The sequence below is a fragment of the Chryseobacterium sp. WLY505 genome (assembly GCF_030846215.1).
Classification (GTDB): Bacteria; Bacteroidota; Bacteroidia; order Flavobacteriales; family Weeksellaceae; genus Chryseobacterium.
The window spans coordinates 1-11,686 of record NZ_JAVCWI010000008.1 but is presented as its reverse complement, the minus strand read 5'-3'; the positions used below and the strand labels follow the sequence as shown (position 1 = coordinate 11,686).

The following is an 11,686-nucleotide window of genomic DNA, read 5'->3' as shown; positions in this document are numbered from 1 at the left end:
ATCTATAACTAGTGGGAGACAAAAATGAGATTCCTCATTTCGCTGCGCTCCATTCAGAATGACAGGAACGCAGAATTAAAAAAGAGCAATACTTTTGTACGCCACTCAAACTCTCCTACTCTAAAACCCTACCACTCTCAAACCCTCAAACCCTCAAACCCTCAAACTCTCCCACCCATCACCCGCTTAAATTCATTACCTTTGCAGCATGGAATTACAGCCGATCTATCAAAAACTGCAGATTCAGGATATGAATCAAATGCAGAAATCTACTTATAAAGCGTCTGAAGACAATACAGACATTGTTTTACTTTCTCCCACAGGATCCGGGAAAACGCTGGCCTTTTTATTTCCTGTTCTCAGAAATCTGAAAAAAAATGTTCAGGGAGTTCAGGCATTGATCTTAGTTCCGGCAAGGGAACTTGCTTTACAGATTGAGCAGGTTTTTAAATCCATGGGGACAGATTTTAAAGTTTCGGTCTGCTATGGCGGTCATGACAAAAAAATTGAGGTTAATAATCTGATTGAAGCTCCGGCTGTATTGATCGGAACTCCCGGAAGAGTTGTTTACCACTTAAGAAATAACAATTTTGATCCGAAAACGATTAAAACGCTGGTTCTTGATGAATTCGACAAAGCTCTGGAATTGGGTTTCCATGATGATATGGAATTTATTTCCAATTCTTTAAAAGGGCTTTCTCAAAGAATTTTAACATCTGCCACAGCCATGGATGAAATTCCGGCTTTTACAGGCTTAAAAGATGAAAAAGTAATCAGTTTCCTTAAAGAAAATGATGTAAAACCGGATCTCCAGCTGAGAAAAGTAATGACTATTCCTGAAGAAAAACTGGATACACTTTTCAATCTGGTTTGTAAAATCGGAAACAAAAGGACGTTGATTTTCTGCAATCACCGTGAGGCTGTAGACCGTATCTCTGAACTTCTCAACCAAATGGGAATCGACAGAGAAACCTTCCATGGTGGTATGGAACAGGATGAAAGAGAACGTGCCTTACTGAAATTCAGAAATGATTCTGCAAGAATTCTTATTACAACTGACCTGGCTGCCCGCGGACTTGATATTCCTGAAGTAGAATCTATTGTTCATTATCAGCTTCCTCCAAAAGAAGATGCTTTTATTCACAGAAACGGACGTACCGCAAGAATGAATGCCAAAGGCTTTGTTTACCTGATCATGACGGAAGAGGAAAACTTCCCGTTCATTAAAAATAATACCCCTGAAGAAAGTGTTGCCGGATTTACTAAAGTTCCGCAAAAAACACCTTTCCAGACTGTTTACATCAGTGCAGGAAAAAAAGATAAAGTGAACAAAGTGGATATTGTAGGATATCTGCTAAAGAAAGGAGAACTTCAAAAAGAAGATGTCGGAATTATTGAAGTAAAGGATACCACATCCTATGTTGCCGTTTCCAGAAATAAAGTAAATGCTCTTTTAAGAAAACTTCAGAACGAAAAACTGAAAGGTAAGAAAGTGAAAATGGAGGTTGCTTATTAAACCTTCTACTCAATTGTCATTGTGAACGATGAAGCAATCTCATCTCTAATGAAAAGAGATTGCTTCGTCGCTATGCTTCTCGCAATGACACAAAAATTATTTAATCCCTCTCACCTTTGTAGGGAAAGTATATACAGATTTAGAGGCAGTAATAAAGAGAATATCATTGTTTTTTCCACCAAAAGCTACGTTAGACGTCCATTTCTCAGGAATAGAAATATGATAGATTTTCTTTCCCAAACGGCTAAAAACATGTACGCCATCTCCTGTCAAATAAAGATTTCCGTGTTTATCCAGCTCCATTCCGTCTGAACCCATTTCGCAGAAGAGTTTTTTCTCAGACAATTTTCCTTCTCCCAGTATATCATACACGTAGGTTTTTCCGGCATCAATATCAGAAATATAGAGTTTCTTTAATTTTTCACTTCCAACAATTCCATTAGGTTGTGTGAAGGTATCCAGTTTCGTAACTTTTCCTGTTCTATCCCTGTAATAAAGGCTTTTATGCTGGATTTCCTGTTTAAAACCAATCCAGTAATCTCTTTCATACAAAGGGTCTGTAAAATACATCCCTCCAAATTCATCATTCCATACATCATTTGGCCCGTTCAATCTTTTTCCTTCAAAACCTTTTAACAGGACTTCTACTTTTTTATCTTTGGAAATCTTCCAGATCTCACCCTGATCGTCTGAACAGGTAATTAAATAGCCGTCTTTATCAAAGTGGGTTCCGTTAGCTCTTCCCGTTTTATCTAAAAATTCGATCACTTTATTGCTTTTCCAATCCCAATAATAAATCTTATCATTAGGCTGATCGGTAAAGTAAACATTTCCTTCTCGATCTGCAGATGGCCCTTCTGTGAAACTGAACTTGTCGGAAACCATTTCCGGCTGTACTCCTTCATAAAACATTTTACTATAATTTACTGATTGACAGTTTACCAATGCGAAAACCAAACCAATCATACTTATTTTAAAGATATTCTTCATACTTCATTTTTAAAGCTGCAATTTACGATATGACCCAAAAGTATCAAAATATTTTCTCATTTCGATACAATAAAACAACGAAAGTAAAATGTCCCAATTGTCCTATTTTGGACGTAGATCATATTAGTAATAAAAAGATATAATCCGGAGCTTTGCAGTAACAGGATTGATCGCTTTTTTCAAAGAAAAATATTTAAAAAAAATGATGAATCCGGATGAAAATTGTACCAAAATACTTTATAGCATACAACAATGAGCGCAGAGTCCAACAATATCAAGTCTTTGGAAATTGAAAATGAAGATTTCAGAAATTCCGTAGGAACCATGGATGAAACCGGGAAAAGAAAATGGATTTTCCCCAGAAAACCTAAGGGAAAGTATACCAACTACAGAAATTATACCAGCTATCTTCTTCTTGCCATTTTCTTTGGGCTGCCTTTTGTAAAGATCAATAATAATCCTTTTCTGCTCATTAACGTGATCGACAGAAAGTTTTTTATCATTGGACAACCGTTCTATCTGCAGGACTTTTTTATTCTTGCTTTGGGAGCAGTAACGTCCGTGATATTTGTAATGTTATTTACAGTAGTCTTCGGAAGGATATTCTGTGGCTGGCTGTGTCCGCAGACTCTTTTTATGGAAATGGTCTTCCGTAAAATAGAATACTGGATCGAAGGTGATCGGAATAAACAGATGAAGCTTGACAGACAGGAGTGGGATGCGGAGAAAATAAGAAAAAGGCTGACTAAATGGTCTGTTTTCCTTCTCATTTCATTGATTATTTCTCACTTCATGTTCATGTATATTGTGGGATACGAAGAAGTTTTCCGTATTATGCGTGAAGGACCAGAAGGAAACTCACTGAAGTTTCTGGTGATGATCTTCTTTACCATGACATTTTACTTTGTTTTCGCATGGCTTCGTGAGCAGGTTTGTACACTGGTTTGCCCTTACGGAAGACTGCAAGGAGTATTGATTGACAAGCAAACCATCAATGTATATTATGATTTTAAAAGAGGGGAAGGCCGTGCAAAATGGAGAAATAATGAAGACAGAAAAGCGGCAGGAAAAGGAGATTGTATCGACTGTAACCAATGTGTCGTGGTATGTCCTACAGGAATCGATATCAGAAACGGGCAGCAGCTGGAATGTGTAAACTGTACAGCCTGTATCGATGCCTGTGATGAAGTCATGGAAAAGGTTGGTTTGCCTAAAGGATTGGTACGTTATGCAACGGAAGCTGAAATTGAAAACCAGGATAAATTCCGCTTTACGCCAAGAATGAAAGCAACAACCGTTATCCTTGCATTATTAATCGGATTCCTCGGATTTTTAATGTACGACCGTGGTTCTATGGAAGCAAAATTCATCAAACCGGCAGGTTCTACTTTCTTTGTTAAAAATGGTAAAATCACCAACACCTTTATTTACACCCTTCTGAATAAGTCTAATGAAAAGAAAACCCTTTTCATCAAAGTCATCACCCCAACAAATGCAGAGATCACTTACTTCGGTTCTGAAAAAATCATATTGAAAGGAGATCAGATCCTGAAAGGAAACATTAATATTTCCTTCCCTGAAGAAGAAATTAAGTTCTCAAAACAGAATATGGTCATCGGAGTGTTTGATGAAAAAGGTCAGTTGGTAGATTCGTTTGAAACGACTTTTGAAGGACCGTTTAAGTTAGCTCTTTAGGTTGCAGATGATGGGTGATAGGTTGCAGGTCGTGGGGATCAGAAAAAGTAGTTGATGCTTCCCTAATTCCCCTCCTCCGGAGGGGTGGCAAAAATTCAAAGAATTTTTGACGGGGTGGTTTACAACAATCTCTCCATTAAACTTTAAACCTTAAACTTTGAACTTTAAACTCATTAAGCCTTATATTTCCTCATAAATTGCGTAGGAGTCATTCCGGAGCTTTTCCGGAATACTCTTACAAAGTAGGAATATTCTTCATATCCTAAACGGAATGCAATTTCAACCAGGCTTTCATCAAGATACATCAGCATTCTTTTGGCTTCCAGCACGACCCTTTCTGTAATCACGTCCGTGGCAGTTTTTTGAACAACAGTTTGTGCAATCCTGTTCAGATGTTTGGATGAAATCCCTAATAAAGAGGCATAATGGGTAATAGATTTATGTTTTGTAAAGTTCTGTTCAATCAGATTTTCGAAATCCTGATAATGTTTAAAATAAGAAAGTCCGGCAGCTGAATCCATTGTATCAAAATCTTTTGAAAACAGTCTGGAAGCATTGATAAAAATCTGAGACATCAATGATAAAATCAGCCCTTCTTTCATGATACTTTTAGTCTGATGTTCTTCTCCCAATTCCTGAAATAAGCTAATATTTTTTTTAAGCTCACCAGCATCCAACTGCAGTTTTCTTGGAAAAGATACAGACCCAAAAAAGGGAAAATTTCTTAGCTTCTGATTCACATAATGCATTTCATAAAATTCCTGAGAACAAAAGAAAATATACCCATCAATATCCTCCGATAGCTCCCAGCTGTGAATCTGCCCCGGGGACAGAAAAAAAAGGCTTCCTTCCGAAACTTCGTACCTCTGAAAATCTATTTCATGTACGCCTGCTCCTTTGGTAAAAAGAACAGCAGCATAGAAATCATGTCTGTGAGGTTTCTCTATATGACGATGTCCCAACACCAAATGATTCTTCATCATATTAAAATAAAAATCTGAAGTATTTTTACCCGCCTGGAAAAGATCGATATGAAGAACAGAAATCGGATTCATATATATGTATATATCGTAAGAATTCACAAATTTAGACAAAAAAGAATCAGTTTAACATGAACCTTTATATCTACTACTACAAACGTTTGTTATTAAAGGATGAATTTAACCCCATAAATTCCTTTAAAACAAAGTATGACCGCACTTTTTACAATATATTTTGGATTAAACTTTAAAAAATTTTTATCTTTGAAGTTTAGGAGTTGTAAAATGAAAATAAATTTACCTGATAAGTTGTATTATTCGATAGGAGAAGTTGCGAAAGCATTCGATGTAAACACTTCATTAATACGTTACTGGGAACAGGAATTCCCGATTATCAAGCCTAAAAAAAACAGAAAAGGAAACCGATATTTTACTCCTGAGGACATCAAAAACCTTCAGATGATCTACCATCTGGTAAAAGAAAAAGGATATACCCTTGATGGAGCCCGCGTCGCCCTGACCACCAACAGTAAAATTTCTGAAACCATCACTCTGATTGACCGCCTGGAATTTGTAAAAGCTGAACTGATTAAGCTGAAAGAGTCTTTAGGAGAAAGAGAAGAGGAATAAATGCCTTGAAAATATAAAACCTCCGCTGCAATTTATTGCAGCGGAGGTTTTATTGATATTAACATGGGAAAGTCAATAACTCACTATTGCTTTTTATTCAAAATTATTATTCTTTCTTAAAACTCACCACCAAATACTCTCCGTTTGAACAGTATTTCTTACAACTGTCATCTTTAAACTTTTCAGGCTTTTTGGTATACTCTTCTATATACCTGGCACTTTCAGCTGTATCAGCCGGAACTATAACAATATGGTAATTGTCAGCCACTGTACTATCGGCCTTTTTCAATGCCTCTTCCTTGTATTTCAATGCTTCTGTGTAATTCATATTTATATCGATTAATAAGGTGTGATAAAAAATTTACAAAAACCAAGCCGTTTGAAGAAATACTCTTACTTTGATGTAAGTAAAAAATAAAATAAATTTATTTAAAGAAAAGCAGAGGTGAACTTTAGACTTTGCCAGTTAAGAACTATGCTGCGCATCAGTCCTCTACTTTTTCCTTGAATATTGTTGAACAGCTTCAAATAGAATGATAGATTTCCAGATCTAATAAAGGCTCTAAAAAAGTTCAACGCTTTTAAATTTCCTAATATCAAAGCTATAATATTAGATGCAAACTTATAAGCAGGGTATTCGCCGTAATAGAAAGATAAACTCCTTATATTAATGCTGATAAACTTGCATCTTTCAAAACCACCACTGTTGCAGAGGTTTCGTTTTATTTGTGGATATGAGCGAGACGCTCGCATTAACCGGGTAAATTTATTTAACAATCTCACAAAGTCTGAAGACTTTGCACAGCTGGGATCATTATATATCAATAGAGCTTCTTAAGACAAAGTAAATTAAAACCTCCGCTGTTGCAGAGGTTCTGATTTATTCGTAGGCACGAGCGAGACGCTCGCGCCAGCGGGGGTGTGTACTGCTGTCTCCGGTAAATTGTTCACCCAGCCAATCAATTGCTCTTTCAAATAAACCCTCTGCTTTCTTTTGCTCCGGTAACAACAACTTCCTCAATATCTGTTATTCTTTCTTCAATAACTTCAGGGGTAATAAGTGGTTGCTGATTAGAGTTTCGGTAAGTTTCAGGAATCGCAGGAGAATTAGTAGAATTTTATATTTTATTTGCCCATATCAGATAATTTTCTTGTAATTCTTTTTTAATAATTTTTATATTCTCGTCCAGTATTGAAATTGATTTCTCTAAAAAATCCATTTTAGTAGGATTGTAAATATAATTTAAGATTTCTTTACTATTGGCCAAGTTATCATCATCAATGAAAATTGATGAAATATCTATTATACCAGAATCCCAAAATAGAATCAAAATACTTAATTTATTAGATTCAAATTCAAAAGATAAACCTTTATTTCCTAGAATAGATTTATTAAGTGGTCTAATCAAGGATTCTTTATTCAAACTATTCTCATCAATATATTTTTTCAATTCTTGAAATCTTTCTAAAACATTATTCATATTTATTATTTTACTATTAAAGGTGGAGTTAGATTAAACACTGGAGGAGTTAACATTCCTCCTTGTTTTTGCAGTATAAATCTTTGGCTAGCACCTGCTTCAGGATGAACTGCTTTCAACCAATTGGCTTGACCTCCATCTATTAGACTTGCTGAAGGGATATCCATTTCAGAGTATACCCAGTTCTTTGGAGCAGCATTCCAGCCATTAGGGCCGTTTGTAGAAAAGAATGTCATCCCACCTTGTTCTGTAACTGTTAATCCTGTATTAGCCATTTGATTATAAGAAGATAATGGACTCCAATGTCCAACCCTTGTCGTTCCTAACGGAAATTGTGTTTGAACACCTATAGTACTGGATAAGCTTTCACTTGCCAGAGAGTTTCCTGTGAGAGAAATTGATCCTCCTCCCAAAGTCAAAAATTTTAGACCAACTTTACCAAGAATATATTCTGAAGCAACGCCAGTTGGCACCATTTGCATAGCAATCAAACCATTATATGCTAATTGAGACGAAGGGTTTGCATAAGGGTTGTCAGGGATAGCTCTAGCATAATTTCCAACAGTGTAACTCTGAATTTGGGTTAGAACACTGCTAATATAACCATTAAAATCTGAATAAGAAGCGTTTCCTCCTTCGCCTAATTTTACATACCCACTCTCACCATTACCAATACGAGTATCTGAGACAACTGAATTATCTGCTTTAAACTCTGTATATCCACCTTGCTTATATGCTGCATCACCTTCTTGCATATTTTGAACAAAATTCCATTTCCCATCTTTTAATCCCCATCCTAAACTTTCTCTTCCATCAGGATCAATAAAATTAATAGGGTTACTGAACGCATAATTATAAGGACTATGTCTTGTCATCTTTTCCGCCAGCGGATCTACAACACCCCATCTTCCCAGATCTGGCATATACATCCTGGCTCCGTAATCATACATTCCAGTCTCTTGGAGTTCCTTCCCGTTGTACTTGTACTTATACGAGGGAGAATAATTTTTTAATAGAATTTATTTTGGCAGATAATTATGAATATCAAATAGACTGAATTGCTTATTTGATACATTAATAGTTTTTGCTTTTACCGAGTTTGGATTTGCCAGATCTGAAAACTTTTGAATTACTTTAAATAAGTAAAACTTTTGCTAGGTCAGAAAAATTTCCTTCATCTAATGATTTTTTGTTTGGTACACTTGAATATCCTGACATTAACAAAGAAAACATACTTTTTCCTCTTGCATCTGCTTCATTTTTATTAGCATTGGCAATATATAGATATTCATTAGGATCAGAAGAAAGTCCTTCTTGCTTTACAACTCCTGCGAGCATCTTAAATTGAGAATGAGTGATGCTTAATTCTTCAGCATTATTGAAAGTTGTTAATTTTGTTCCATCATTATTTTTCTTAACCGTTTTACTATCAGCAACATATACTTTATTATCGTTTTTACCGTCACTACCCAAGTATTTTCCAAGCTTTGTATAATAGTCACCCTGAGGCTCCATTCCATCCGGATCAATAAATCGCATAGGATTATCAAAAGCATAGTTATAAGGACTATGCCTCGTCATTTTCTCTGCCAGGGGATCCACAACACCCCATCTTCCAATATCCGGCATATACATCCTCGCTCCATAATCATACATTCCACTTTCTTGAAGCTCCTTACCGTTGTATTTATATTGATACAAAGGATTTCCTGTTAATCCATTATATCCCTCATGCTTCAATCCAAACGGATAATAATTACTCTCTTCAATAATCTCTGTTCCTGCTCCATTTTTAGCATAACTTAATCTAACATTTCCAAGGTGGTCAGTATAATTGTACACGTACTTTCCGGTTTCAACATTAAAATATCCTTCTGCGGTTGGGAAAAACTTTAATATCGAATTGGTATACTGAAAACCGTCCAGATAATCGGTTGTTTCTGTTCCGAACTTTCTTACCTTCTTATCTGGGGTATAGACACTAGCGAGACGCTCGCCAGCAGGGGTATTCTATTTTAAAATGTAGTTGTTAAGATTTCTTCTGCCTGTTCTTCATAATCTAAAACATAGATTTTTTTGCTGTTCTTAATAGTAATTTTCAAAGAACCTTTTGGCTTTATAATAGAATCTCCTATTTCTATTTTTTCATCCCATCCTGTATGAGTAGGTAAACTATCTCTTCCATATACAACATATGTAGCTCCGTGATTAGAATAATCAGTACTTTTTTTACTTACAATAGATTTAATAGATTTATTTTTAATTTTTATAAAAAGTAAGTTATTAAGATCTTCATTACTTACTGGAGTATTTTTATAATAAATAAAAATCAAAATGAAAATACCTAAAATTATAAACGAGCTAACAAGTATTATTGGTGGATATTTTTTATTTAAAAGCATCATTTTTTATCGGGATTAATAAATTTAGTATTTGTTCTTGTCCAAGCTGCACCTACATCTAATCCAAAACCGTATCCAACACCTCCAGTAGTATACCCATTTTTGTTTTTCCCCCAAGCATTTGGATTGACATTTTGCATGAACGTAGTGTTACTATCTGTGGATCCCCCATAACTAACAGTTGCTCCAACACCTCCTGAATACGAATTACCATACCCCTCAAAATCTTTAATATGAAACATCTTATCAGGATTTGTAGTTTTAATAGGAATAAAATCACCTCCTACTCCTATCATTAGTCCATTAGCTTTCCCATAGGAATAATAGAATTTTCCGTTCCCATAAGAATCTTTAACATAGCCTGCAGCGGCAGTAAATCCAGGCGTTATTAATGGTGCAAATGTGACACTTCCTTGAACAGCTAAACCACTTACACTTGTTGCAGAAGAAGTGATTTTTTCACCATTAATTGTTCTAATGGAGTTTCCGCTTTCAACGTTGGCAAGAGTAACACTATTATTTCCTGTTTTAGCTGTAGCAGAACCATTGGCATGCAGATAATACATCCTATCCTGTCCATTATTGGATTCTCCAAATTGGTACTTTTTGCCTAAATGTTCATAGCCTGCAATTTGCTTATTGGTATCTTTCCATACATAATCACCTGTCTTCTTGTTTCGATACCAGTCTGTTGCTTCTCTTCCATCAGTATCAATAAATCTCAAAGGATTATTAAATGCATAGTTATAAGGACTATACCTCGTCATTTTCTCTGTCAGGGGATCCACCACACTCCATCTTCCAATATCCGGCATATACATTCTCGCTCCATAGTCATACATTCCCGTCTCTTGTAACTCTTTGCCGTTGTACTTGTACTGATAAGAATTCTGCGTTGTAGCTGTATAATTATGCAACAATCCAAATGGATAATAATTATTGACTTCAACAATCTCCCCAGGTTTCCAAACATTAAAACATAACGGAGAATTACCAGGTCTTGGGTTATCACAGACTCTTGATAAATATTGCCTTGCTTGTATGATACCATCCTTATTGGTATCGGTATAGCTTAATCTTACATTTCCTAGATGGTCGGTAAAATTATATACATACTGATTCAGTAATGCATCATAATATCCTTCTGTTGTTGGGACAATCCTCAGCATCATCTCTGGAGTTTCATTAGGATCTATTGTTCCATCTATCTCTGAAGGTCTGGTAGATTTATACTGGAAACCATCCAGATAATCCGTTTCTAAATCTCCAAAGAGCTTCTTCACCTTTACTCCATCTACTCTGTAAATATATTGAGTTACTATTGAGTTTTGGGTAATCTGTTTAGGTAAATTTAGATAATTATATTGAATTGATGAAATCCCTTTATCAGGCTGGCTGATCATATTTCCGTTTCCGTCTCCAGTATCATTATCATACCCTATTATATTGGGCGTTGAGGAGTAAGGATACCCCGAAGAGTTCTGCTGCTGATCTGTAACTTTTACCAGCTTGTTTCCTACATAATCATACTTTAAATTATCAATCATCAAAGTGGTAGTACTTCCCGGGAGCAGTCCCTGACTTCTCACCAGATTCAGAACATTTCCATTTACATCATAAGCCAGAAGTTCATTGTACTCTTTTGCATATGGATTCGTATCTTTCTGATAAAAACCGCCCGTGAGCCTGTTTAAAGGATCATATACATAGCCATATCTTTTTAACGGTTCATTGTCTTCAGTGAGTGTTTTCCACGATACTTCAGCAATATTTCCGTTGTATCTCGGTTTTACTTTTTGATTGGGATAATCCGAATTAGGAATTTCCAAACCTTCCACTTTGTTATAATTAATCTTATATCCAAACAGATCACTTCCTAAGTTAGCAGGATCGTTGATCTGGGTCAGCCACCCACGGATATTATATTGGTAATCTATCTGCTGAAGCGGAGAAGAAGCCGTAACTCCTCCCACTTTTTTATTCGTAACCTGG

General features: G+C 35.8%; 11 protein-coding genes. 3 read left to right on the top strand and 8 right to left on the bottom strand.

The genetic code is table 11. From position 1 onward, the window contains the following. The first annotated feature begins 208 nt into the window (after positions 1-208). A complete protein-coding gene (locus RAH34_RS15960) occupies positions 209-1,516 on the top strand; it encodes a DEAD/DEAH box helicase (protein WP_306596767.1) in 1,308 nt (435 codons plus the stop codon). A gap of 96 nt (positions 1,517-1,612) precedes the next feature. Here the strand turns inward: RAH34_RS15960 and RAH34_RS15955 are convergent, their stop codons facing one another. Beyond that, positions 1,613-2,506 carry an SMP-30/gluconolactonase/LRE family protein gene (locus RAH34_RS15955; protein WP_306596766.1) on the bottom strand — a complete coding sequence of 298 codons (894 nt, stop codon included), beginning with the start codon at positions 2,504-2,506 and terminating at the stop codon, positions 1,613-1,615. 252 nt (positions 2,507-2,758) lie between these two features. On the opposite strand from RAH34_RS15955, the gene ccoG reads away from it, so the two are divergent. Beyond that, positions 2,759-4,201, top strand: a complete 1,443-nt coding sequence (gene ccoG, locus RAH34_RS15950) for a cytochrome c oxidase accessory protein CcoG (RefSeq protein ID WP_306596765.1) — start codon at positions 2,759-2,761, stop codon at positions 4,199-4,201. Positions 4,202-4,374: 173 nt separating this feature from the next. Here the strand turns inward: ccoG and RAH34_RS15945 are convergent, their stop codons facing one another. Next, a complete protein-coding gene (locus tag RAH34_RS15945) occupies positions 4,375-5,256 on the bottom strand; it encodes a helix-turn-helix transcriptional regulator (RefSeq protein WP_306596764.1) in 882 nt (293 codons plus the stop codon). Positions 5,257-5,466: 210 nt separating this feature from the next. Here RAH34_RS15945 and RAH34_RS15940 point away from each other — a divergent pair, with 210 nt between their 5' ends. Next, positions 5,467-5,811 carry a MerR family transcriptional regulator gene (locus RAH34_RS15940; RefSeq protein WP_034695336.1) on the top strand — a complete coding sequence of 115 codons (345 nt, stop codon included), beginning with the start codon at positions 5,467-5,469 and terminating at the stop codon, positions 5,809-5,811. A 106-nt stretch (positions 5,812-5,917) separates the two neighbouring features. On the opposite strand, the gene RAH34_RS15935 is transcribed toward RAH34_RS15940, so the two are convergent. The 6 genes from RAH34_RS15935 to RAH34_RS15910 all read right to left on the bottom strand — a co-directional run. After that, on the bottom strand, positions 5,918-6,139 hold the full coding sequence (locus RAH34_RS15935) for a hypothetical protein (protein WP_114820653.1): 222 nt from the start codon (positions 6,137-6,139) through the stop codon (positions 5,918-5,920). A gap of 790 nt (positions 6,140-6,929) precedes the next feature. Next, a complete protein-coding gene (locus RAH34_RS15930; RefSeq protein WP_306596763.1) occupies positions 6,930-7,292 on the bottom strand; it encodes a hypothetical protein in 363 nt (120 codons plus the stop codon). Between the two features lie 5 nt (positions 7,293-7,297). Then, a complete protein-coding gene (locus tag RAH34_RS22810) occupies positions 7,298-8,311 on the bottom strand; it encodes an RHS repeat-associated core domain-containing protein (RefSeq protein ID WP_373427991.1) in 1,014 nt (337 codons plus the stop codon). Positions 8,312-8,426: 115 nt separating this feature from the next. Beyond that, positions 8,427-9,134 (bottom strand): RHS repeat domain-containing protein, encoded by a 708-nt coding sequence (locus RAH34_RS22805; RefSeq protein WP_373427990.1) that lies wholly within the window; start codon positions 9,132-9,134, stop codon positions 8,427-8,429. 173 nt (positions 9,135-9,307) lie between these two features. Continuing rightward, a complete protein-coding gene (locus RAH34_RS15915) occupies positions 9,308-9,697 on the bottom strand; it encodes a hypothetical protein (protein ID WP_306596762.1) in 390 nt (129 codons plus the stop codon). Continuing rightward, positions 9,694-11,686, bottom strand: a 1,993-nt coding sequence (locus RAH34_RS15910) for an RHS repeat-associated core domain-containing protein (RefSeq protein WP_306596761.1), incomplete at its 5' end; no start/stop codon positions are given. The genes RAH34_RS15910 and RAH34_RS15915, both read right to left, overlap by 4 nt.

What these genes read in the sequence shown, in the direction of transcription:
- RAH34_RS15945 (WP_306596764.1), bottom strand. Translation starts at nt 5,256, where the DNA reads ATGAATCCGATTTCTGTTCTTCATATCGATCTTTTCCAGGCGGGTAAA.
- RAH34_RS15960 (WP_306596767.1), top strand. Translation starts at nt 209, where the DNA reads ATGGAATTACAGCCGATCTATCAAAAACTGCAGATTCAGGATATGAAT.
- ccoG (WP_306596765.1), top strand. Translation starts at nt 2,759, where the DNA reads ATGAGCGCAGAGTCCAACAATATCAAGTCTTTGGAAATTGAAAATGAA.
- RAH34_RS15930 (WP_306596763.1), bottom strand. Translation starts at nt 7,292, where the DNA reads ATGAATAATGTTTTAGAAAGATTTCAAGAATTGAAAAAATATATTGAT.
- RAH34_RS15915 (WP_306596762.1), bottom strand. Translation starts at nt 9,697, where the DNA reads ATGATGCTTTTAAATAAAAAATATCCACCAATAATACTTGTTAGCTCG.
- RAH34_RS15940 (WP_034695336.1), top strand. Translation starts at nt 5,467, where the DNA reads ATGAAAATAAATTTACCTGATAAGTTGTATTATTCGATAGGAGAAGTT.
- RAH34_RS15935 (WP_114820653.1), bottom strand. Translation starts at nt 6,139, where the DNA reads ATGAATTACACAGAAGCATTGAAATACAAGGAAGAGGCATTGAAAAAG.
- RAH34_RS15955 (WP_306596766.1), bottom strand. Translation starts at nt 2,506, where the DNA reads ATGAAGAATATCTTTAAAATAAGTATGATTGGTTTGGTTTTCGCATTG.